Origin of the sequence: Streptococcus sp. A25 (genome assembly GCF_043674095.1) — a bacterium.
GTDB lineage: Bacteria > Bacillota > Bacilli > Lactobacillales > Streptococcaceae > Streptococcus > Streptococcus suis_V.
This window is the reverse complement of sequence record NZ_JBIMJO010000008.1, coordinates 1-23,522: the sequence shown is the minus strand read 5'-3', so window position 1 is coordinate 23,522 and position 23,522 is coordinate 1. Positions and strand designations below refer to the sequence as shown.

24 protein-coding genes and 1 pseudogene are annotated in these 23,522 nt (G+C 45.1%); 7 read left to right on the top strand and 18 right to left on the bottom strand.

All coding sequences use genetic code 11. The features are described 5' to 3' along the window. Window position 1: 1 nt before the first annotated feature. On the bottom strand, window positions 2–232 hold the full coding sequence (locus ACHBID_RS04690; protein WP_105111681.1) for a DUF1146 family protein: 231 nt from the start codon (window positions 230–232) through the stop codon (window positions 2–4). A gap of 167 nt (window positions 233–399) precedes the next feature. Between ACHBID_RS04690 and ACHBID_RS04685 the strand changes: the two genes are divergently transcribed. Next, complete coding sequence (locus ACHBID_RS04685) at window positions 400–1,656, top strand: ISL3 family transposase (protein ID WP_394734389.1); 1,257 nt, start codon at window positions 400–402, stop codon at window positions 1,654–1,656. A 60-nt stretch (window positions 1,657–1,716) separates the two neighbouring features. On the opposite strand, the gene ACHBID_RS04680 is transcribed toward ACHBID_RS04685, so the two are convergent. From ACHBID_RS04680 to ACHBID_RS04630, 11 genes and pseudogenes are all read right to left on the bottom strand, one after another. Next, the gene (locus ACHBID_RS04680; RefSeq protein ID WP_105111680.1) at window positions 1,717–2,133 is read right to left on the bottom strand and encodes a F0F1 ATP synthase subunit epsilon; all 417 of its coding nucleotides are present in this window, start codon (window positions 2,131–2,133) and stop codon (window positions 1,717–1,719) included. A gap of 9 nt (window positions 2,134–2,142) precedes the next feature. Beyond that, entirely contained in the window at window positions 2,143–3,549 is a 1,407-nt protein-coding gene (atpD, locus tag ACHBID_RS04675) for a F0F1 ATP synthase subunit beta (protein WP_105111679.1), read from the bottom strand. 99 nt (window positions 3,550–3,648) lie between these two features. After that, window positions 3,649–4,524 (bottom strand): F0F1 ATP synthase subunit gamma, encoded by an 876-nt coding sequence (locus tag ACHBID_RS04670; RefSeq protein ID WP_105111678.1) that lies wholly within the window; start codon window positions 4,522–4,524, stop codon window positions 3,649–3,651. Between the two features lie 11 nt (window positions 4,525–4,535). Then, a complete protein-coding gene (atpA, locus tag ACHBID_RS04665) occupies window positions 4,536–6,041 on the bottom strand; it encodes a F0F1 ATP synthase subunit alpha (RefSeq protein ID WP_105111677.1) in 1,506 nt (501 codons plus the stop codon). 21 nt (window positions 6,042–6,062) lie between these two features. After that, window positions 6,063–6,596: a F0F1 ATP synthase subunit delta gene (locus ACHBID_RS04660; RefSeq protein ID WP_394732301.1), complete on the bottom strand. Its 534-nt coding sequence runs from the start codon at window positions 6,594–6,596 to the stop codon at window positions 6,063–6,065. Continuing rightward, window positions 6,597–7,103, bottom strand: coding sequence for a F0F1 ATP synthase subunit B (gene atpF, locus ACHBID_RS04655; protein ID WP_172021336.1), 507 nt, complete (start codon window positions 7,101–7,103; stop codon window positions 6,597–6,599). It lies immediately after the preceding gene. A gap of 18 nt (window positions 7,104–7,121) precedes the next feature. Continuing rightward, window positions 7,122–7,838, bottom strand: a complete 717-nt coding sequence (gene atpB, locus ACHBID_RS04650; protein ID WP_125265502.1) for a F0F1 ATP synthase subunit A — start codon at window positions 7,836–7,838, stop codon at window positions 7,122–7,124. Between the two features lie 36 nt (window positions 7,839–7,874). After that, window positions 7,875–8,075, bottom strand: coding sequence for a F0F1 ATP synthase subunit C (locus tag ACHBID_RS04645; protein ID WP_105109681.1), 201 nt, complete (start codon window positions 8,073–8,075; stop codon window positions 7,875–7,877). Window positions 8,076–8,212: 137 nt separating this feature from the next. After that, window positions 8,213–9,256, bottom strand: coding sequence for a diacylglycerol kinase family lipid kinase (locus ACHBID_RS04640; protein WP_105111673.1), 1,044 nt, complete (start codon window positions 9,254–9,256; stop codon window positions 8,213–8,215). 7 nt (window positions 9,257–9,263) lie between these two features. After that, complete coding sequence (ligA, locus tag ACHBID_RS04635) at window positions 9,264–11,222, bottom strand: NAD-dependent DNA ligase LigA (RefSeq protein WP_394732303.1); 1,959 nt, start codon at window positions 11,220–11,222, stop codon at window positions 9,264–9,266. A 73-nt stretch (window positions 11,223–11,295) separates the two neighbouring features. After that, window positions 11,296–11,532, bottom strand: a pseudogene (locus tag ACHBID_RS04630) (aldo/keto reductase); the annotation flags it as partial. 29 nt (window positions 11,533–11,561) lie between these two features. Between ACHBID_RS04630 and ACHBID_RS04625 the strand changes: the two are divergent. From ACHBID_RS04625 to ACHBID_RS04605, 5 genes are all read left to right on the top strand, one after another. Further along, window positions 11,562–11,954: a hypothetical protein gene (locus ACHBID_RS04625; protein WP_153048336.1), complete on the top strand. Its 393-nt coding sequence runs from the start codon at window positions 11,562–11,564 to the stop codon at window positions 11,952–11,954. A gap of 193 nt (window positions 11,955–12,147) precedes the next feature. Then, window positions 12,148–12,282: an SPJ_0845 family protein gene (locus ACHBID_RS04620; protein WP_269088489.1), complete on the top strand. Its 135-nt coding sequence runs from the start codon at window positions 12,148–12,150 to the stop codon at window positions 12,280–12,282. A 57-nt stretch (window positions 12,283–12,339) separates the two neighbouring features. Beyond that, window positions 12,340–13,824 (top strand): glucose-6-phosphate dehydrogenase, encoded by a 1,485-nt coding sequence (gene zwf, locus ACHBID_RS04615; RefSeq protein ID WP_105122202.1) that lies wholly within the window; start codon window positions 12,340–12,342, stop codon window positions 13,822–13,824. A gap of 42 nt (window positions 13,825–13,866) precedes the next feature. After that, window positions 13,867–14,544: a DNA alkylation repair protein gene (locus ACHBID_RS04610; protein ID WP_105160066.1), complete on the top strand. Its 678-nt coding sequence runs from the start codon at window positions 13,867–13,869 to the stop codon at window positions 14,542–14,544. A gap of 1 nt (window position 14,545) precedes the next feature. Then, the gene (locus ACHBID_RS04605) at window positions 14,546–15,103 is read left to right on the top strand and encodes a GNAT family N-acetyltransferase (RefSeq protein WP_105160065.1); all 558 of its coding nucleotides are present in this window, start codon (window positions 14,546–14,548) and stop codon (window positions 15,101–15,103) included. Between the two features lie 28 nt (window positions 15,104–15,131). Here ACHBID_RS04605 and ftsY read toward each other — a convergent pair whose 3' ends face one another. The 5 genes from ftsY to rnc are packed head-to-tail and all read right to left on the bottom strand — an operon-like array spanning window position 15,132 to window position 22,367. After that, window positions 15,132–16,535 carry a signal recognition particle-docking protein FtsY gene (gene ftsY / locus ACHBID_RS04600; RefSeq protein WP_394732304.1) on the bottom strand — a complete coding sequence of 468 codons (1,404 nt, stop codon included), beginning with the start codon at window positions 16,533–16,535 and terminating at the stop codon, window positions 15,132–15,134. Between the two features lies 1 nt (window position 16,536). Beyond that, entirely contained in the window at window positions 16,537–17,349 is an 813-nt protein-coding gene (locus tag ACHBID_RS04595; RefSeq protein WP_394732305.1) for a Cof-type HAD-IIB family hydrolase, read from the bottom strand. Next, the gene (locus tag ACHBID_RS04590; RefSeq protein ID WP_394732306.1) at window positions 17,339–18,148 is read right to left on the bottom strand and encodes a Cof-type HAD-IIB family hydrolase; all 810 of its coding nucleotides are present in this window, start codon (window positions 18,146–18,148) and stop codon (window positions 17,339–17,341) included. Before ACHBID_RS04590 ends, ACHBID_RS04595 begins: the two co-directional genes overlap by 11 nt. Continuing rightward, window positions 18,145–21,678 (bottom strand): chromosome segregation protein SMC, encoded by a 3,534-nt coding sequence (gene smc / locus ACHBID_RS04585; protein ID WP_394732307.1) that lies wholly within the window; start codon window positions 21,676–21,678, stop codon window positions 18,145–18,147. Before smc ends, ACHBID_RS04590 begins: the two co-directional genes overlap by 4 nt. A 2-nt stretch (window positions 21,679–21,680) precedes the next feature. Next, entirely contained in the window at window positions 21,681–22,367 is a 687-nt protein-coding gene (gene rnc / locus ACHBID_RS04580) for a ribonuclease III (RefSeq protein WP_394732308.1), read from the bottom strand. Window positions 22,368–22,637: 270 nt separating this feature from the next. Between rnc and ACHBID_RS04575 the strand changes: the two genes are divergently transcribed. Continuing rightward, the gene (locus ACHBID_RS04575; protein WP_330831748.1) at window positions 22,638–23,435 is read left to right on the top strand and encodes an IS982 family transposase; all 798 of its coding nucleotides are present in this window, start codon (window positions 22,638–22,640) and stop codon (window positions 23,433–23,435) included. 22 nt (window positions 23,436–23,457) lie between these two features. Here ACHBID_RS04575 and ACHBID_RS04570 read toward each other — a convergent pair. After that, a partial coding sequence (locus ACHBID_RS04570; protein ID WP_394732309.1) for an IS3 family transposase occupies window positions 23,458–23,522 on the bottom strand: 65 nt, incomplete at its 5' end.

Genomic DNA, 23,522 nt, shown 5'->3' with positions numbered 1-23,522 from the left:
TTTATGCAAAATTCGTACTGAAAGACCGACCTATGATTACTAACTCCAGGAAGAAGGTCGATACCAGGTAGCCCAGGGCAATTGCAAGAAATAAAATCAGCAAGTTAATTTTTGGCTGATTGTCTCCTGTCACCTTGAGCCAACGTGCCCAATCAACGGTTGTCACCAGAAGATGATGGGCCAAATAGATAAAAAGTATATGACTTAATAATTGTAAAATTGATGTCACCATGTTTCCATTATACCACGAAAAAAGGAAAGAGACCGAACTTAAGTGGCTCTATAATTTCTGTAGTGGGTAAATCCACTGTAGAGATTATGTAGCCTTTTTGAGTGTATACAAAAAATCCCATATGACCTATAATGAAAAGCAACCACACTCACATTAGAAAGACTCATATGGAACTACTTCATCATACCACAGAACTAATCGGAATCAAAGACAAAAACATCAAAATTCTCTTCGTTTTAAAACATCAGACCCATCTGGAAATTCGAGCAAGGCTGGATTATGACAGCCCTAGCTGTCCTCATTGCCAAGGGAAGTGTATCAAGTACGATTTTCAAAAGTCGTCAAAGATTCCGATTTTGGATTGTCAGGGCTTTCCGACCCTCCTCTTGCTTAAGAAACGACGGTTTCAATGCAAATCTTGCCAAAAAGTGACTGTATCTGAGACACCTCTAGTCAAGAAAAACTGTCAGATTTCCCAACCTATTTGGGAGAAAATCACACAACTCCATACAGAAAACATGACCAATATAGCCATCGCTAGGAGACTACATATCTCCGTGTCAGTTGTCCAGAGGAAACTGGCTCAATTTCAATTTGAGCATGATTTTATGACATTACCAAAAGTCTTGAGCTGGGATGAATTTAGTCGGAACAAGGGAAAACTCGCCTTTATTGCTCAGGATTTTGAGACGAGATCGATTGTGACCATTCTTGACAACAACCGCCAAACCACCATCAAGAACTATTTCTACAAGTATCCTAGGGCGGTCAGAGAAACTGTCGAGGTCGTAACAGTGGACATGTCGGGTAGCTATATTCCTATCATCAAACAGTTATTTCCAAATGCGAAAATTGTTCTTGATAGATTTCACATTATCCAACACCTGAGCCGTGCTATGATGACGACTAGAATTGATATTATGAAGACTTTCGATACGCGTTCCCTACCTTATCGATCCATGAAAAATCACTGGCGTATTCTCCAAAAAGATAGTCGTAAACTGTCTCTGAATCGCTTCTTTTCTCGCACTTTCGGGCAAACAGTAACACCGAAAGAGGTTGTCCAGAAGACATTGAATTTCTCTGTGGAACTGAAATTCTATTACGAACTCTACCAGGTCCTTCTCTTCCATTTCCAAGAGAAGAACTCGAAACATTTCTTCGAACTTCTAGAGGACAACCTGAATCTTGTCAATTCAACCTTTAGGACTGTTTTTAAGACATTTCTAAAATATAAAACTTACATCACGAACGCCATGGAGCTTCCATATTCCAACGCTAAACTGGAAGCGACCAATAAACTCATCAAAGACATTAAGAGGCAAGCATTCGGATTTAGGAACTTTACGAACTTTAAAAACAAGATATATATTGCTTTAAACATCAAAAATGAGAGAACGAATTTCGTCCTCTCTAGGTGTTAGCTTTTCATCTACCCACTACAGTTGACAAAGAGCCACTTAAGTCCAGTCTCCTAGTTATTATTAGTGTTTCCCTACACGGATACGGTTGATAGCCCGTTGGAGGGCAACGGTCGCCCGTTTCTCCAAGTCAGCATTTTGGGTCGTCTGCGCTTCTTGCAATTCACGCTCGGCCCGCAATTTAGCCCGTTCAGCCCGACTAATATCAATGTCCCGCTCCCGCTCAGCAGAATCCGAAACGACCGTAATCTGGTTTTTATTTACCTCGATAATACCACCGTTGACAGCAATCCAGTCAACGTGGTTTTCATCGTCAATACGACGAACCTTGATTTCATCAATTTCCAGTACAGCAATCAGTTCTTCGTGGCCAGGGTAGATACCCATTTCTCCTTCAGGAGTTTTAACCAGAATAAAAGCAGCATGGTGGTCATACTTGATACCATCAGGTGTCACGATTTGAACAGTCATTTGTTCCATAAGCCACCTCTAAAATCTCATTTTAGCAGCCTTGGCAACGACATCTTCAATGGAACCAACATTTCGGAAGGCATCTTCTGGCAAATGGTCATGTTTACCATCCAAGATTTCCTTGAAGCCCTTGACAGTCTCCTCAACCGGTACATAAGAACCTGGCATGCCAGTAAACTGCTCGGCAACGTTGAAGTTTTGTGATAGGAAGAATTGGATACGACGAGCGCGACCAACCAAGGTCTTCTCCTCATCTGACAATTCATCCATACCGAGAATGGCAATGATATCTTGCAATTCCTGGTAGCGTTGTAGGACACGTTTGACTTCCATTGCTACCTGATAGTGCTCTTCTCCTACAACTTCAGGAGCCAGGGCACGAGATGACGATGCCAATGGATCAACGGCTGGATAGATACCCAATTGGGTCAATTTACGCTCCAAGTTAGTTGTCGAATCCAAGTGGGCAAAGGCTGTTGCTGGAGCCGGATCCGTATAGTCATCAGCTGGTACGTAAATCGCCTGGATAGAAGTAACTGAACCTTTCTTCGTTGACGTAATCCGTTCCTGCAATTGACCCATTTCTGTCGCCAAAGTTGGTTGATAACCAACGGCAGACGGCATCCGACCGAGAAGGGCCGAAACTTCTGAACCTGCCTGCGTGAAACGGAAAATGTTGTCGATGAACAAGAGAACATCCTGACCTTCAACATCACGGAAGTATTCCGCAATGGTCAAACCAGTCAGAGCGACACGCATCCGCGCACCAGGTGGCTCATTCATCTGACCAAAGACCATGGCTGTTTTTTCAATAACGCCAGACTCTTTCATTTCCCAGTAAAGGTCATTTCCCTCACGGGTCCGTTCGCCAACTCCGGTAAATACAGAGATACCACCGTGTTCCTGGGCGATGTTGTGGATCAATTCTTGGATAAGAACTGTCTTACCAACCCCGGCACCACCGAAGAGACCGACCTTACCACCTTTCAAATAAGGAGCCAAGAGGTCAATAACCTTGATACCTGTCTCTAAGATTTCATTGGATGTAGACAATTCATCAAAGGTTGGTGCCTTCTTATGAATCGGTTCACGTTCTGCATCTTCTGCAAAAGGCTCATCCAAATCAATGGTATCACCAAGAACGTTGAAAACACGACCCAAGGTTTCCTTACCAACTGGCACAGAAATGGGACGACCGGTGTCCAAGACTTCCATACCACGAGTCAAACCATCTGTCGACTCCATAGCGATAGTCCGAACAACACCATCGCCCAACTCCAAAGCAACTTCAAGCACAACTTTCTGTTTGGAGTCATCATTTTTATATACAACCAGTGCGTTGTTAATCTCAGGTAGTTTGTCCTCAGCTGCAAACGCAACGTCTACAACGGGTCCGACAACCTGAGTAATTTTGCCTGAACTCATCTTATTTCCTCTATTTCTATTCTTTACCCAAATCAATCAAACTCAAACTAGGTTCCTATCTAGTCGTCTACTGAAATTTGATTTGTCCGAGTAAAACTACTAAAGGGCTGATGCGCCTGCTACAATCTCTGTAATTTCTTGCGTGATTGCAGCCTGACGAGCCCTGTTGTATTGAATGGTCAAATCATTGATGACATTTTTTGCATTATCTGTCGCAGTTTGCATGGCTGTCATACCAGCCGCATTCTCAGCCGTCTTAGCATCCAAAATAGCACCATAAATGGTTGATTCTGCATACTGGGTCAGGAGCTGTTCCAAAATCACTTCACGATTTGGCTCTAACTCAAAGGTAGCTGTGTAACCATCTGTTTCATGATAGTCCAAATCTTCTACTGGCAACATCTGCTGCACACGAACCTGACTGGTCAAGCTATTGACATGGTGGTTGTAACAAACATACAATTCATCAAACAGTTCATTTTTGTACATTTCAACAGACTTGGAAATGATTTTTTGAACTTCTTCAAAACTAGGATTATCAGCAATTCCCCGCAATTCAAAGACAGGATTGATACCACGCGCACGGAAAAAATCCGCACCCATACTGCCGATAGCAATAATGGCATACTCATCCGGTGAGTCATGGTCTTGATCAATCATACCCATAACAGCCTTCAGGATACTAGAATTATAAGATCCTTTGAGGCCACTATCGGATGTAATGACGATATAGCCTGATTTTTGAATCGGACGGCGGAGCAACATAGGGTGGCTAGTATCAGATGCAACCAATTCACCATGCAACAAGTCTGTTGTAATCTGACGAACCTTGCTAGCGTAAATCTGGAAGGATTGGGCTAGTTGCTCTGACTTAGCTAATTTTGAGGCCGAAACCATCTGCATGGCACCTGTGATTTGACTGGTTTTCTTAGTTGATGTAATTTTTGACTTGATTTCATTGAGAGAACCTGCCATATTTCACTCCTTTACTTAAAGACAGACTGGTCTTTGAAGGCTTGAATGGCCGCATTCAACTCATCTGTATCTGGAAGATCCTTTGTTGACCGAATAACTTCCAAGAGGTTATCGTAATGCAAATCAAAATAAGCATACAATTCTTCTTCAAAGGTCAAAATATCATCAATCGGCACTGAATCCAAATAACCATTAGTCAAGGCGTACAAAATCAAGACTTGTTTTTCAACAGGTAATGGTTTGTGCAATGGTTGTTTGAGAACCTCGACTGTACGACGACCACGGTTGAGTTTAGCCTGCGTAGCCGCATCCAAATCTGAACCAAATTGCGTAAAGGCCTCTAATTCACGGTAAGAAGCAAGGTCGATACGGAGAGTACCAGCCACCTTCTTCATCGCCTTAATTTGAGCCGAACCGCCGACACGCGATACAGAAGAACCTGCATCAATGGCCGGACGAATACCTGAGTTGAACAAGTCATCTTTGAGGAAAATTTGTCCGTCGGTAATAGAAATCACGTTGGTTGCGATATAGGCTGAAATGTCTCCCGCCTGTGTCTCGATAAATGGCAGAGCTGTAATCGAGCCTCCACCCAACTCATCAGATACCTTAGCCGAGCGCTCTAGTAAGCGACTGTGCAAGTAGAATACATCCCCTGGATAGGCCTCACGACCTGGAGGACGACGGAGCAAGAGAGACAATTCACGGTAGGCTACCGCTTGTTTTGACAAATCATCATAGACAATCAAAACGTGCTTGCCTTCGTACATAAATTCTTCCGCCATAGCAACACCTGCATAAGGGGCCAAGAACAAAAGCGGAGAAGGTTGCGATGCAGAGGCTGTTACAATAATTGTGTAGTCCAAAGCACCGTACTGACGAAGGGTTTCTACCTGTGTACGAACCGTTGATTCCTTCTGACCAATGGCCACGTAGATACAAATCATATCTTGGCCTTTTTGGTTGAGAATTGCGTCAATAGCTACAGACGTTTTACCCGTCTGGCGGTCACCGATAATCAACTCCCGCTGGCCACGACCGATTGGTACCAAGGCATCAATGGCTTTCAAACCTGTTTGCAAAGGCTCTGTAACAGATTTACGTTGCATAACACCGGGAGCTGGGTATTCAACTGGACGTGTCTTTGTCGTACGGATTTCTCCTAAGCCATCAACCGGTTGACCGAGCGGATTGATAACCCGACCAATCAAGCCTGAACCAACTGGTACTTCCATGATTTTACCAGTCCGACGGACCACTGAGCCTTCACGGATGTCTGTAAAATCTCCGAGAATGATGATACCAACATCATTGGTCTCCAAGTTTTGAGCCATACCAATAGTATCGTTTTCAAAAATCAGAAGCTCGCCACTCATGGCATTATCTAGACCCTGAGCACGAGCAATTCCGTCACCGATATAGGTCACTACACCTGTCTCAGTATAGTCAAAATCAGGCTGAAAGCCCTCTATTTGTTGTTTTAGTAAAGCGCTAATTTCTTGTGCATTAATCACCAAAAGAACACCACTTTCTATTTTCTAAAGTTTTTTCTTAACGTCATTCAACTGACTGCGTACACTGGCATCAATGACCTTGTGGTTGACCGTCACAATAAAGCCCCCAATCAAAGTCCTATTCAGCTCTTCAACAATACTACGAACACGAAGAGAAAAACGTGTTTCTATCAGTCGACGAAGACGCTCTTTTTGTTCTTCTGTCAGCGGATAAACTGAAACCACATGGGCCTCAAATTCATTTTTAAACTTACTAATTTGTAGCTGAGCACGTTCCAGTGTTTCCAAGAGCAAATCAGCATGCCCATCTCGAATCACATCTTCGATAAGGTCATTGATTTGCCCAAAACTGGACTGACGCACAGTCCGAACGAATTCAGCCTTCTCTTCTTTAGAAACAGTCGCTGACAACAAGAGACGATTGAGCTTACTATCATGAATAATGGAAATCAAGGCTGAAATTTGGTCATACATTTCCCAAATCTCTTCATGATCACTAACTTTTTCAGCAAATGATAGAGCATACTTTTGCACCAGGGCATTTTCTCTAGCGTTCATCTACTTGTCTCCTAGTTTATCCAAATAACGATCAATCAATTGACTATGGGCCTGCTGGTCCAAATCTTCCAAGATAATCTTTCCAGCCAAATCAACTGCCAACTCCGCTACCTGTACATGCAGGTTTTCTTGAGCTTCGCGTCTTTCTGCCTCGATTTCAAGCTGAGCCTTTTGTTTCAAACCTTGAATTTCAACATCAGCTTGTTCCAACATGCGCTTCTTCTCTAATTTTGCACGTTCAACAGCATCTTGAATGATTTTTTGACCTTCGATACGGCCTTGAACCAACTCATCTTCTCTCTGTTGTACAAGGTTAGAAGCCTGCGTTAATTTTTCTTCCGCACTATCAATATCATTGGCAATCTTAGCAGCACGTTCTTCAAAAATTCCAGTAATCTTGTCCCACGCAAATAGGCGAATTAAGACGAGCAGAACAGCAAAAGATGCTGTTACCAGAATAAAGTTCCCCAAAACTGTACTTGATTGCATTGCAATAAGTGTTACCATCTTTTCATATTCCCTTTCTTACTCTGCCACACTACTAATTTTCTTGTTCAAATACATAGACACCAGCATGACAAATACATAGGATTGCAAGCAGGAGATGAACACAGAAAAAGCAGTCCAAATGACGTTTAAGCCAAATGCGATAGGATAAACGAAGGCGCCTTTTTGAGATAATTGCAAGAGGAGAGAAACCAATACTTCCCCCGCATAGATATTCCCATATAAACGGAGTGCAAGAGAAGCCAGATTAGTCACTTCTTCCAAAATATTCATTGGAGTCATGGCCCATGGCGTTACAAATGCTTTCAAATACTCCTTAAATCCGCGACGACGAATACCTTCGACATGACAAAATACCGTTGCAACGGTAGCAAGACCAAAGTCGTAGGCCATATTGGCTGTTGGAGAGGTCCATAGATTCTGTCCTTGAGCGGTTTCAATCTTTGTCATCAAACCAAGGTTATTGGCAACCAAAAGAAATGTGAAGGCTGTAAAGAAGAAAAGTGCATAGCGTTTTGCATTTTCATCACCCAAATTTCCCTTAGTAAAATTGATAACTAGTTCATACACGTACTCCAAAACATTCTGTTTTCCTTTTGGCTTCAGTTCCATTCGACGACTGGCCCAAAAAACAAGTAAGAAAATAACGGAAATGGTTATAATAGAAACCAATACCATGGTCAGGTCAAAGGTTATGGGACCAAGGGTAAGGGTTGGACTTAAATGTTCTTCCAATGGAGGTTCCCCCCTTTTCTATTTCTCTATTTTCTACTATTTCAAGACAAACATCATAGCCAAGGTTACGAAGAACGTTCCCTCGATAAAGGCAACACCCAAGAATACACCAGCCATTAACTTGCTTTGCATTTCTGGTTGACGTGCAGTCGAACTAAGGTAAGAAGCTACCAACAGTCCCTCACCAATACTTACACCAAGACAGGCTAAACCTAAAGCCAATGCGCCTAAATTCATAACGAATTCTCCTTTTAAAATTTTAATACCATGTAAGGATACTCCTAAAACATCTATTTGTCAAGAAAATACCGTCATTGGAAGCGTTTAATTCGCTTTAATTAATCAAAAAGAAAAGACACTTTTGTCCTTTCTTCCTATTTAATCGACACTTCAAAATGATTTGTTTCCTCAATAAATCGCTGTGCCATTTTTTCACGATTGATTTGTTCAGTATCCAGGGTAATAGCATGGTCTGAAACCAAGTCCGTATCCGCAAAGAATTCGATATGATTGGCCAGATTGTATAAATGAACCGGAGCATCTCCACCAAACTCTCCATCTAGGTTGAGCAAGAGGCGACTGGAATTGTCCAAGTGCTTGATAGATAAGCTCCTGGTCTTGATATACTCGACCAAATTGCTATCTACATGCTTGCCACCGTCCAAGACCTGACGAATCAGATGTAGAATTTCAAAGAGATTGCCTGTTTTCACCATGAGTAAGGTAAAATTGCCGTCATCCAGCTTGGCATCCGGTACAATTTGCTCAAATCCTCCGATAGAATTGGTCAGGGCCACAAAAATCATGGAGACAGACCCTTCAAAAATCCCCTTGTCATGTTGGACACGAACCGGTGTAAACTGGACCTGCGGCAATAGTTCTGCCCCCTTGACCACATAGGCTAGGTAGCCAAACATGGTCTTGAGCTGGCTAGGCACACTGTAAGTCAATTCAGTCAAGGTGCCCAGGGCAGCAATATTGATAAAGTAATGCTCCTGGGAATAGCCGTTCTTCACGTTCTTAGCCAGACCAATATCCATTAAAATGGTCTGATTTTTTCCAATCAACTTGGCTGCCTCAACTGGATTTCCCCGTGGAACCTTTAAGGCACGGGCATAGTCATTGGTCGTTCCCGTTGGAATAATCGCCATACGAGGTCGTTTTTCAAGCGGAGCAATGCCATTGACTACTTCGTTAATAGTGCCGTCACCACCAGCAGCAATGACCAAGTCAAATCCAGCCAGGGCTGCCCGTCTAGCCTCGTTTTTAGCTGAATCTTTTTCTGGAGTAGTCTGAAAGGCAGAGGTTTCATAACCAAATCCTTCCAAAACATTCAGCACTTCTGCTACATTTTTCTTCATGATTTCTTGTCCCGAGGTCGGGTTATAAATCAATCTTGCACGTTTTTGTTCTTCCATGATTCCCTTAGAGGCTCTCTAACCAGGCCTCGTCTCTTATTTCAATTCCTAATTCTTGGGCCTTGGCCAACTTACTTCCAGCATCTGCGCCAGCGACGACTAGATTGGTTCTCTTGGAAACAGAGCCAGCTACATTAGCACCCAAAGCCTCCAGTTTGGCCTTTGCCTCACTGCGTTTCATCCGTTCCAACTTACCTGTCAAGACAACCGTCATGCCAGATAAAGCTGCATCCGTCGCTACTTGTTGACCTAAATAGGCTAGATTGACACCGGCTTCTTTCAGTTCGCTCAGCAATTTCTGTGCACCTTCGCTAGAGAAATAAGTTACCAGCGATTGGGCGATGACCTGTCCCAAACCTTCTAGGCCAGAAATAGTTTCCAAGTCAGCCTGTGCCAGATTTTCCAAATCACCCAAGGCATTCAGCAAAATCTTACTAGCCTTGCTACCAACGTGGCGAATGCCCAGGCCGAATAGCAAGCGCTCCGCTGAATTGTCTTTCGATGCCTGAATAGCCTGATAGAGTTTTTCAGCTGATTTTTCCTTGAAACCTTCCAAGGTCAGCAAATCTTCAACTGTCAGCTTGTAGATGTCTGCCACATCATGGACCAGACCAGACTGGTAGAGTTTTTCTACAATCGAAGTCCCCAAGCCGGCAATATTCATGGCATCTCGGCTGGCAAAATGCTCTAGCTTGCTCATGAGCTGGCTTGGGCAAAGGGGATTGATACAGCGTAGGGCCACCTCGTCCTCATAATGCTGCAAGTCACCTGAACAGCTTGGACAAGCAGTTGGTATTGGCATTGGTTCTTGGTGATTTCGGTAGTTGTCCACGACTTTGAGGACAGCTGGAATGATGTCACCGGCCTTATAGACGATAACCGTATCGCCGATTCTGATATCTTTTTCAGCAATATAGTCGACATTGTGGAGTGTGGCGCGGCTAACAGTGGTTCCTGCCAATTGAACTGGGCTGAGGTTGGCTGTCGGTGTTACCACACCAGTCCGGCCGACTGTCCAGTCGACAGACAGGATTTCCGCCTCTTTTTCCTCAGCTGGGAACTTATAAGCCACCGCCCATCGGGGCGCTTTGACAGTGAAGCCCAATTCTTCCTGGACAGCTAGGTCATTAACTTTGATAACGATACCATCTATCTCATAGGGCAAACTGTCTCGCTGCTCTGCCATTTTTTCAATAAAAGCCCAAACAGCGTCCATATCAGCCGCCAACTGATAGTCGTGGTTGGTCACAAAGCCAAGTCTGTCCAGCTTGTCAAGGACCTCCGACTGGCTGGTCGCCTCTGTCGGACTGGCCTCCTGGTAGAGGAAAGTCGCGAGTCCACGCTGGGCAACGACACCTGTATCCAGCTGGCGGAGAGTTCCTGCAGCAGCATTACGAGGATTGGCAAACTCAGCCTCACCAGCCTCCTGCCTCTGGGCATTGACCTGTTCAAAGGAAGTCTTAGGCATGTAGCACTCGCCCCGAACAGTCATGTCGATAGGCTCTGGCAGGGTCAGCGGAATATCCGCCACACGCTTGAGGTTTTCCGTGATATTTTCACCGACACTGCCGTCTCCACGGGTAGCACCGACCACCAGCTGGCCAGCCTCGTAGGTCAGGGAAATGGATAGACCATCAATTTTCAACTCACAAATATAGCTGGCACCTGGAAATTCCTTGCGGACACGCTGGTCAAAGGCGTCCAACTCCTCACGAGAAAAAGCATCCTGCAAGCTAAAAAGGGGATAAACGTGGCTGTATTTTTCAAAACCGTCCAGGATTTTTCCGCCGACACGGTGGGTCGGACTGTCTGGCAAGACCAGTTCTGGGCGGGAACTTTCTAATTCCACCAATTCACGATAAAGCTTGTCATATTCAGCATCGGACACGCTTGGTTTATCAAGTTGATAATATTCTTTGGCATACTGGTTGAGTAGACCCACTAATTCTGTCATTCTTGTCTTCATAAGACCTATTATACCATGAACTAGGATTTACATTGTAGAAAAAAGGCCGATTTAAACCGACCTCAAGTACTATTTATATCCCTCTGCTTTCGACAAAGTCTTTGAACAATTTTACCGCCTCAACAGTTCTGTGATCCATAAATAAACTTGTATCAGTGTCCATTTCCTGAATGGATGCTATGTCGTCTTCTGTCAAGGCAAAATCGAAAATGGCGAAGTTTTCTGCCATGCGTTCTTTTTTGACAGACTTGCAGTTTGAAGCAATTCCTCTTTGAAATAGCCATCGAAGAATGACCTGAGCAACTGATTTTTGATATTTTTGACCAGTCCCTCTCTAACTTGCCTACTCTGCCGTTTTCCAGAGAGGAGCTAGCCATAGCTGTACCAAAAGGCCATGAACTAGCCAAGCGGTCAGCTGTAACTTTCGTAGAGATAAACGGCTACAATTTCCTGCTCAAGACCAATCTGGGCTTTTGGAGACAACTTTGCTATGACAAGATGCCCCAGTCTAAATTTTTCGTCCAGGAAAATGACTTTGCCTTTCAGGAGCTGGTCGCCAATTCTTCCCTACCCCACTTCACGACCAACCTGGTGAAGACCGATAAGGAACGGGTGGTCATTCCTCTTACTGACGACGAGGCAGGCGTCACCTACCACATTTATTGCCGAAATCCAGACCTTTACCAGTCATTAAAGCAAGCTCTGAATCAGGATGACTATCCATTATTTTGATATTTTTTGGTAAAAAAAGTATAATGAGGACAAAGTCATTCAGTTTGCTTATAGTATTTGCTTCAATAGTCCTGTGTGCTGAGCAAGGTTTGAAATAAGACTTGCGACAGCAAGTATTATTCGCAGAATACGGCAAGATGACTTAACGACGCAAAAGAAGATAAAATGAGTGACAAAAAGATGGAGGTGCCGTATGGCCATAACATACAAACGACAAGATGATTTGGATAAGATGCTGGAAGAATTTGCATCCTTTGATCAGCTGGAAAAAGTCGAATTTCCAGAGCCAGAAATTGATTCCGAAGAAGAAAATAATAAGAAAAAGTGAATTTTCTGACAATTTATGCTATAATGTACTTTATACTGAACAGATTGGAAATTGTCTATGTCATCACACGTATTATTTACTATTTTTGGTGCAAGTGGCGACCTCGCCAAACGCAAACTCTATCCATCACTTTTCCGCCTCTACAAGGCTGGACACTTGGCTGAAAATTTCGCCGTTATCGGAACTGCTCGCCGTCCTTGGACCAAGGAATATTTTGAATCGATTGTCATCGAATCCTTGGAAGATTTACCAGATACACCACGTCAAGCTCACGAATTTGCCAGCCATTTCTACTATCAAAGCCATGATGTCAACGATACGGAGCATTATGTTGCCCTGCGCAAATTGCAGGAAGATTTGGGTCAGCAATACGACACTCAGGATAACAAGATCTTTTTTCTATCTATGGCGCCAGAATTTTTCGGAACCATTGCTAAGCATCTTAAATCTGAGCAAATTGTCAACGGTAAAGGTTTTGAGCGCTTGATTATCGAAAAACCATTCGGTAGCAGTCTTGAAACAGCAACCAAGCTCAATGAAGAACTGGCTGATGCCTTCGACGAAGACCAAATCTACCGTATCGACCATTATCTTGGTAAGGAAATGGTGCAAAACATCTTCGCTGTCCGCTTTGCCAATATCATTTTTGAGCATATTTGGAACCGCGACTATATTGACAATGTCCAAATCACTTTCGCTGAAGCCATTGGTGTGGAGGACCGTGGGGGCTACTACGACCATTCAGGTGCCTTAAAAGACATGGTTCAAAACCATGTTCTTCAAGTTCTTTCCTTGCTAGCAATGGACAAGCCCGCTAGTTTTAAGGAACAAGACGTTCGTGCTGAGAAAATCAAGGTTTTCCAAAACTTGCGTCAGCAAACGGACGAAGAACTCAAACGCAACTTCATTCGCGGACAATATGCTGCGGGTAGCATCGACGGTAAGGACTACATTTCTTATCTCGACGAGCCAAATATTGCTGAAAACTCGCAAACTGAAACCTTTGCAGGCGGTGTGTTCTTTGTTGATACAGACCGTTTCCGCGACGTGCCATTCTTCTTCCGCACAGGGAAGCGCCTGACTGAAAAAGGCACCCGTGTGACCATTACCTTCAAACATACGGAAGATATTTTCGGCGAGCCATCTGAGGCCAACGAATTGACCATCTACATCCAGCCGACCGAAGGATTTGCCTTGACCATCAATGGTAAGGAAGTTGGCTCAAGCTTTGCGCTTACACCTGCCAAACTCAATTTCCGCCACAATGCGACAGCACTTGGCAATTCGCCAGAGGCCTACGAAAAACTCTTCTTTGATGTCTTGAATGGCGATTCGACCAACTTCAGCCACTGGAAAGAAGTCAAGGCCAGCTGGACTTTGATTGACCGTGTGGTCGAACTTTGGAAAACCAACCAAGTCCCCCTTCACACCTATCCTGCCGGTTCTATGGGACCTGATGCCGCTTTCGACTTGCTCGACAGCTACAGCAGAAAATGGGTCTGGACACCAGATGTTTGGTATCGTGAGCGTGGCTTGTTGTAAGATAAGAAAAACTGGAGCAATCCAGTTTTTTTAGGAGATGTTATGAACACAATTATTCAAGAAATTTTAGAAAAGTTAGAAGACGCTAGTCACGCTGGTACCCTCAAGCGCTATGCTAAAACTCAGGAAATCCAGCCCTACTACGGCGTTCCCATGGGTGCCATTTCTGGTATTGCCAAGGCTTATAAAAATCGATTGGACTTGTTTGCTCCACTCTGGAAAACAGGTGTCCTAGAAGCTCAATACCTAGCTATTCAACTGGCTAAGACTAAGCCTGACCAGCTTCCCCAAGCTGACCTAGAGAATTGCCTCAATGAACAAATTTCGGTCAATGTGCTTGATAAGCTGGCTTCCATCATTCTCAGCAAACGAAAAGACAGCAAGGATTGGGAAGAATACTTGCTTGCCAAAGACCATGCTATTTTTCAACGCCTAGGTTGGTTCCTCCGCGCCAAATACTTTGCCGGCAAATTAGCTTCAAATCAAGAAATCGAAGCAACCCTAAACTATATAAACAATCATCTACAAACCGCTCACACGCTTATCCAATGGACCATGAATCAATGTTTGGTAGAAATTGCAGTTGCCTATCCTGACTACCTTGAACAAGGCCTTGCAATCGGTAAGAAGTTGGCTGTTTATGCGGATATGAAGGTGCCAAAAGGCTGTACTTCTGCCTATGCACCTGATTGGATTGAGGCATTGTTGAGGAGGAAATGAGATGAAACATAAAGGAACTCAGATTTTAGAAACAGAACGTCTGATTTTACGCCCTTTTCAAGCAAGCGATGTTGAATCAGTATTCCAAAACTGGACTTCAGATGATAAGGTGACTACCTATCTGACCTGGCCAACTCATCAGACACTCCAAGATACTGAAGACTATGTCCAGTTTTGTCTTCAATCCTACTCGCAAAAAAATAGCTACAGGTGGGTGATCGAGCTCAAAGAAAGTAAGCAACCTATTGGAGATATTTCCGTTGTCTGTCTAGATGAACGGGTACAGTCTGCTGAATTAGGTTGGGTGTTAGGTAGCAGGTGGTGGGGCCAAAGTTATATGGCCGAAGCTCTTGAAGCTATTAATCACTATTTATTGGAGGAAGTGGGTTGTTTACGGATTACAGCTGTTCACGATAGTGAGAACCGTCCGTCTGGTCGCGTCATGGAAAAAGTCGGCATGACCTACGAAGGAACTCTCCGCCAAGCCGCTCGAAACAATCGTGGTATTGTAGATATTGCCATTTACTCCCTACTGCATACAGATAAGAAAAGTCGCTAGTTTTTCAACTAACGACTTTTTTTCAATATTACACCAATCCCTCTAAAAGTCCACGCATGAACTCTTCGGATTTAAATTCTCCAATGTCATCGATTTTTTCACCAAAACCTATCAGTTTAACAGGAATATCCAACTCCTGACGAATAGCAAGAACGACGCCACCTTTTGCAGTACCGTCTAGCTTGGTCAAAACAAGACCTGTCAATGGAGTAATTTTCGCAAATTCCTTGGCTTGACTGAGGGCATTCTGCCCTGTTGAGGCATCTAGTGCCAAGAGGGTCTCATGCGGTGCATCAGGTAGGGTCCGTTTGATGATGCGACCGATTTTTTCCAGCTCTGCCATGAGGTTTTCTTTATTTTGCAAGCGACCTGCTGTGTCAATCATGAGAATATCCACACCTTCTGCCACGGCACGTTTGACCCCGTCAAAAACCACGCTGGCTGGGTCTGACTTTTCAGGACCAGTGACTACAGGCACATCAACACGGCGTCCCCACTCGACCAGCTGGGCTACCGCACCAGCACGGAAGGTGTCCGCCGCAACCAGCATAACCTTCTTGCCAGCCTGCTTGTACTTGTAGGCCAACTTACCGATAGAGGTCGTCTTTCCAACCCCGTTGACACCGACAAAGAGCATGACAGTCAAATCATCTTGGAAGTTGATTTGCTCGCTGAACTGGCCATCTTTTTCGTAAATATCGACCAATTTTTCGATGATAACCCGACGGAGTTCCTCGGTCTTTTTGGCATTTTGGAGCTTGGCTTCATAGCGGAGCTCCTCTGTTAGCGTAGAAGCAACCTGCACCCCTACGTCTGACAAAATCAGCATTTCTTCCAACTCTTCGAAAAATTCCTCATCAACCGAACGGAAATTAGCAAAGAATTCATTGAGCCTTGCTCCAAAGCCTGTGCGGGTCTTTTTCAAGGTCCGCTGGTATTTGTCCTGCTCACTTTCTTGCTCTACTGGAACAACTTCCTCAACAGGCTCTTCTTTGGCCTTGGTTTGAATAGCTGGGTCAAGCCCCAGCTCCTGTGCTTCTTTGACACGGGCCGCAGCAGCCTCCTTGGCAGCATAATACTGGGCCATCATATCCAAAGTCCGTTGTTTTTGCGCCTCTTGCTCCGGTGTCAAGACCGGCTCAGCGCTTGGTTCAGCCTGCGGTTCATCTGTAACTTGGATGTCCGAAACTTCCTCATCTGGCACAAGGCTCCCCGCCCCTTGTTCTTCTTGAACAGGCTCTACCAGACTCTCCTCAGTGTTTTCTTGCCCATCCGAAATTTCTTCTGTAACTTCTTCTGCAACAGTCATCGGCTGAGCAATATCCTGCTCAATGTCTTGCTCTTCAACAAGATTATCCAACTGCGTCTCTTCTGACGTCGCTAGATCCTGCTCTTCGGTCTTTTGTCCAAATAATCGATCAAATAATCCCATACTAGTCCTCGTTTAATACATAATGTTCGATTGCCCAGGCAATCCCATCCTCATCGTTGGTTTTTGGCAGAACAAGCTTGGCTGCCGACTTGATTTCATCAGTTCCGTTGGCCATGGCAACTCCCAAACCAGCCCACTCAATCATAGAAAGGTCATTGCCCTCATCGCCACAGGCCATCACTTCCGACTGGTCAATGCCCAGATGCCCAATCAATTTTGCTAACCCATTAGCCTTGTGTACGCCTTTGGGGCTCCATTCTAAGAGAATATCCCGCGATTTGAAAATCTCGAATCGCTCATACAATTCCGCAGGGATTTTCGGAATCTGTTCATCCAAGAAATCCGCCGCCACTGCTGAAACCGCCTTGTTGTAGGTCAAATCAGTTGGCAAGTCCGCATCGGTCGTTTCAATCTTATTCAGCAAGGGATTGGCAGTCAGATAGAGAGATTCATTGGCTGCCGGAAGAGAATAGACATCCCCACCATAGAGAACATCCAAAGGCAGGTCCAACTGATTTGTCACCTGACGAATGGCACGAACATCGTCGATGCTAAAGCCTGTTTTATCCAAAATGCGGCCTGTATTTTCCTGTACCAAACCACCGTTGAAGGTAATGGAGTACTGACCTTCGCCCAGCAAATCCAACTCCTCCAAAAACGTTCCTATGGCTTGCAGGGGGCGCCCTGTTGTCAGAACGACGTACACACCCTTGTCACGCGCTGCTCGCAGGGCTTTTTTATTTACCTCTGAAATCCTCTTATCAGACGTCAACAAGGTTCCGTCTAAATCGAGTGCAACTAACTTAATTGCCATATACTACCTCCTCCAAATAGGTCAAAACTGCATCGTCATTGCAGTGACCGATAATCTTATCTGCGACTGCCTTGACTTCAGGGCGAGCATTCTCCGTCGCAATGGCCAGGCCAGCAAATTCCAGCATTTCCAGGTCATTTTGATTGTCCCCGAAAGCTGTTACATCCTCTGCCGTCAATCTAAGATGCTGACAAAGATGACCGAGACCGACCGCCTTATGCACACCTGATAGGATAATGTCAATAGAGGTAAATCCTGTCGTTACCGCTGAAAGATTGCCAAAATGCTGGTTGATCCAATCCTGGGCCTGCTGGCGTTTTTCCTCCGCAACATAGACGTTGAGCTTGATGACCTCCTCCGTCACCTGTTCAAAAGAAGCTATCAGACGAATATCTTGATAATAGCCCGACAAATCACGCAAAAGATCGTCCTCAACAGCTTCCAGCATATAAGAACCCGACAAACTAGACAGGGTGACATGGTGAGCTTCCACAATGCCACTAGCCACCAGCTCCTCAATCAGCCTCAAATAAACCGATTTCGGAATGGGATTGTCCATAAAAATCAGCTCATCCTGATAGGACACAACCGCCCCATTTTCCGCCACAAAGGCAATACGATGTTCAAATCCTGTAAAAACTTGCTTCAAGCTGGGGTAGGACCGACCGCTGGCAGCCACAAAAAGATAATCCCTATCCTCAAAAGCATCCAATAGCCGGCCAAACCGCTCCTTATCAAAGCTATGGTCCTCTCGCAAAAAAGTCCCATCCATATCACTAGCAAATACTTTCTTTATCATAGTTTCTCCACATCTTTCAGTTTGACGGACACAATCTTGGACACGCCCGACTCCTGCATGGTCACACCATACATGGCATCTGCCGCCGCCATGGTCCCCTTACGGTGGGTCACGACGATAAACTGGCTCTCCTTATCAAAACGATTGAGATAATCCCCGAAACGCTTGACATTGGCCTCATCCAAAGCCGCCTCCACCTCGTCCAGAATAACAAACGGGATGGTCTTGACACGGATAATGGAAAATAGCAGAGCCAGAGCCGAGAGGGCCTTTTCGCCACCAGACATAAGGTTGAGCGACTGGATTTTCTTCCCCGGAGGCTGGACAGAAATTTCCACCCCCGCAGTCAAAATATCATTGTCAGTCAGTATCAAATCCGCAGAACCTCCGCCAAACATCTTTCTGAAAGTCTGCTTGAAACTACCGCGAATTGCCTCAAAGGTAGCCTTAAAGCGTTCCTTGACCTCGTCATCCATCTCATGAATGGTCTCCAGCAGTAAATCACGCGCCGACAAAATATCTGCCCGTTGCTCATTAAGGAAAATCAAGCGATTGTTGACTTCATCGTACTGCTCAATAGCATCCAGATTGATAGGTCCTAGCGCTCGAATAGCTCGTTCCAAATCCTTGAGCGCCTGCTCAGCCAGTGGCAAATCCTCAACAAGTCTTGCCTGAGACTGGGCCGCCTCAAAGGTCAGTTTGAATTGCTCGGTCAGATTGGTCAATAAATGACGCAGTCTGTCACCGACTTGCTCCACATCGGCCTCCAACTTGGCCTGCTTGCGAATGAGGTCGTCATTCTTGGCACGCGCCTGTTGCAAATGCCCTTCCAAATCCTCAAATTGCCCCTCAATATCTTCTAATTCAAACTTGAGGCGGATGAGAATCTGATTGGTATCAGTCTGCTTGGTCGTCGCGGCCTGCAATTGTTCCACCAGAACATCCAGACTGGTATCTTCCAGGGCAACCAATTTTTGGTCAATGACATCCTGCAACATCAGGATTTCCTTTTCAATCGCCACTTGTTCGTCCTGCAAACGGCGGAGATCCGTCTGTTCAAAGCGCAGTTGACTGGTCCATTCCGTCTGTTCCAAGGTCAACTGACCCTTCTGATTGCGCAGGCGCTCCAAACTTTCTTGGATGCTGTCGCGATCGTCCCGCACCTGTTGGATTTGCTCTTCTAATTGTGCTTTTTTCTGGTTTAAACTATCAACCAGTGTAATTTCCTTGTCCGCCTGCTCTTGCAATTCTGAGAGGATTTCTGGACTGACTTGGCTGATTTGCAAGTCATAGCGCGCTCTTACCTGACCCAAGTGTTGCTCGGCTTGTTCCAGATGGATCTGAGCAGATTGTTGGGCCAGACGCGCCTCCTCACCTTGAGATTTAATTTCTTCAAGCGTTGATCTTGTCTGGTCCAAATCTTCTTTTCGGCTGGCAACAAGGCTTTCCTGCTCCTTCTGCTTACGAGACAGCTCTGCTATTTCGCCCACAAGGGCATCCAATTCCGGCTTGATAAAGGTCGTATTGTTGTTGCGGTTGCTACCCCCGGCAAAGGCACCACCGGGACGGATTTCAGAACCATCCATAGTGACTATCCGCACCTGAAACTTTGTCGCTCGCGCCGCTTGATTGGCTTGATCAATGGTCTCAAAAATGGCAATGGTGCCCAGTAGATTTTGGAAAATATTTTCCAAATGTGCTTGGTAGGTCACCAAATCACTGGCCATGCCCAAAAAACCGGGTGTCGCCTGCAAAATTGCCAGCTGCTGATTCGCCAAACTACGAGGTTTAATGGTCGTCAAGGGCAGGAAGGTCGCCCGACCCTGACGCTTGTCTTTCAGATAAGCGATTGCCCGCTTGGCAGTCGACTCATCCGCTACAATGACGTTCTGGCCGGCACCACCCAAGGCGATTTCCAGTGCCATCTGATAGCGTGTATCAAAGGTCAATTGCTCGCTGACCGCACCAATAATGCCACCGATAGTCGGTGCTGCCTGCAAGACCGCCTTGACACCTGCATAAAAGTTTGAATGATTTTTTAAAATGGCCTCTAAACTTGACTGGCGCGCCTGCTTAGACTTAATCGCATCCAAGAGGTCGAACATAGCCGACTGTTGCTCCTTGTAAGCTTGCTCCGCTTGGCTCACCTGCATTTCTGCCTGACGGTAATCGGTCAAGAGGTCTCGCAAATGCTGTTCGGTCTCGGCTAATCTGGTCTGACCGGCTGCCTGCTCTTTCTCTGCTGTCTCTTTTTCAGCCTGCAAGCGGGTCAATTCCTCCGACTTGCTTTCTGATAGGCTGATTTGATTGGCAATGTCCTGCTGCAATTTAGTCAAGTGGTTGGACGCCTCCGCCTCCGCCTGCATAAGGGCTACATATTGCTCCCGCAGATGGTCCAAGACTTGGTCTGGATCTTCTGAAAAATAAGAAATTTCCTTGTCCACGACCGCAATCTCTGCCTTTAAGGCAGACAATTTTTCTTCCAACTCTATCATGGCCGCGGTCTTTTTCGCCACTTCTTCTCTTACCGTAGCCAATTTGTCCTGCATGCTTTGCAGGCGGACTTCTGCCTCTTGGCGACTGGTTTCATTCTGGCTGGACTCCAACTTATGGACTTCGATTTTTCGTTCCAAGTCACTGATTAACTTGGTCAAGTCCAAGAGGACAGCCTGTTCCCGCTCCATTTGCTGGGTCAAAGCATGACGATGTGATTTCAGGTGCTGATTTTCCTCTTCCAGCTGGTCACGCTGTTGGTAATAGGTGGTCAAATCCGCCTTGACCTGATCCAATTCTGCTTCCTTAGCTGTTAATCTTTCCTTGCTCCCTTTGAGCTGGGCCACCAAGACATCCAAATAGAGCTCCTTGCGCTCTGCATCCAATTCCAAAAATTTCTTGGCCGTCTGCGCTTGTTTTTCCAAAGGCTTGACCTGATTGTCCAACTCATAGATAATATCGTCCAAACGATCCAAATTTCCCTGAGCCTGGGCTAACTTGCTCTCGGTTTCTTTCTTTCTGGTCTTGTACTTGAGGACGCCAGCTGCCTCCTCAAAAATAGCTCTGCGTTCTTCCGGCTTGGAATTAAAAATCGCCTCAACCCGACCTTGGGAAATAATCGAAAATGAATCCCGTCCCAGACCAGTATCCATGAAAAGGTCATGCACATCCCGCAGGCGAACTTTTTTCCCGTCAATCAGATACTCGCTGTCGCCCGACCGATAAATCTGGCGCTCCACCTTGATTTCTTTTTCCTTCCCAGCAATAAAGCCAGAAGAATTATCCAGCGTCACCGTCACCGATGCGTAATTGAGCGGCTTCCGATTTTCTGTCCCTGCAAATATGACATCCGGCATCTTGCCACCGCGTAGGCTCTTGGCAGATGACTCACCCAGTGCCCAACGCAGACTTTCTGTAATATTGGACTTGCCTGAGCCATTGGGACCGACAACGGCCGTCACTCCACGGTCAAAAACCACCTTGGTCTTATCCGCAAAGGACTTAAAGCCCTGCATTTCAATTGATTTCAGATACATACTTATCCTCTAGCCTCCACAGCATTTTTTGCGGCGGCTTGTTCAGCTAATTTCTTGGATCGACCAGTACCTCGACCGATGACACGACCGTCTGCTGATACTTCGACTTCAAAGGTCTTGTCATGAGCAGGTCCAGACTCCGCAACGACTTGGTAGGAAATCACAATCTCTCCGTTGACCTGCAAGAGTTCTTGCAAGGTTGTCTTGTAGTCCGTCACCCGCTCGAAATTCCCCACTTCTAGGCGCGGTATCATCACCTTGTGCAGAAATTCCTCTACAGTCTTTTCGCCCTTATCCAATAGCAGAGCTCCTAAGAAAGCCTCGAAAGCATCCCCAAGAATGGTGTCGCGATTGCGTCCACCAGACTTTTCTTCCCCCTTGCCCAATCGTAGGAATTTATCAAAGCCACAGGCCCGTGAAAATCCTGCCAAAGACTCTTCCCGAACAAAGGTCGAACGCATCTTGGACATCTCGCCCTCCGGACGATCTGGATATTTCTTGTACAAATATTTTGAAATCATTAACTGAAGAACAGCGTCTCCTAAAAATTCCAAGCGCTCATTATGTGAAATTTTTAGAAGGCGATGCTCGTTGGCATAAGATGTGTGGGTAAATGCTGTTTCCAATAGGCTCAAATCTGAAAAATCAATCTCGTAATCTGCCAGTAATGTTGCGTGTAACTCTCGCATGATGTGCTCCTTTCCGGCCTCCTGACCAAAGAAAACCTATTCTATATTATACCATAGATTCCACATATAGCGGGAAAGCAACCTTGGAACAAAGGTATAAAAAGACCTTGTACTCTCTCAGTACAAAGTCCTACTAAATACCCGTTGTGCTAGTTAATTCTAGCCAAATAAAAAAACTTTGCGTATCATAAACTCAAAACAACCACGAAATGAGGGAATGATATGCAAAGCCAACATTATTATCTCGCAAATCCCAATTAAACACATGTTATTTTTTCAAAAATCTTTACCCAAGTTCTCGCTTTATATGAGCGATTTGTTCCCCAGGAGGTTCGAAATCGGCGAAACATCCACCTACAAAAACAGTCTGATGTCGTTATTATCGCTAATTATCTTTGGGCAATTCAAGAGGGCTGCCGGACGGCAAGTGCTATTTACCGTGCGATTCGTCATAATCTCTTCCCTGACAAGTTCCCAGAATACTCTCGATTTTTCCGTATCTGTCAAAATCTTGCTCAAAGTATTCAACGTATGCGCTATTTTATGGTCTTAGATCTTTGTCAAACCTGCTCGTTCGGCTTGATTGACAGCTTTCCTTGTGCCCTATGTCACCCCATTCACAACATGAGAGCTACATTGTTGTCAGAGGTGGCAGACATTGGCCATAATGCAACTAAGAAAATCCATTATTATGGCTTGAAATTTTCAGTTCTTGTCAGCAATAGTGGGTTTCCTATTGATTATGTTGTCACACCCGCATCTATTTATGATGGCGATGTTGCTTTGGAGCTACTTGAAAATAGCCCATTTCCAATCGTTTATGGAGATAAAGGATATGTGGATAGACAGACAAAGGCAGCGTTAGCAGACTGTGATATCCAGTTAATTTCTCAACTCAGAAAAAACATGATGGATTATTCATGGCTAGAAAATTACAAAATAAGTCGATTGAGGAAACCAGTGGAGACCGTATTTTCTAGCTTAGAGCAGTTTGGAATGGAGGCTTTACGTTGCCGAAACATTCAGGCGCTCAAAGTTAAGACAGAAGCTATATTACTTGTGTACTGACCCAAAAAAGTTGGACAAATAATTATTGAAAGGATTTAGTTCTGTATTGGACAGGACTAAGTCCTTTTAATTTTGCTTTGATTCGTT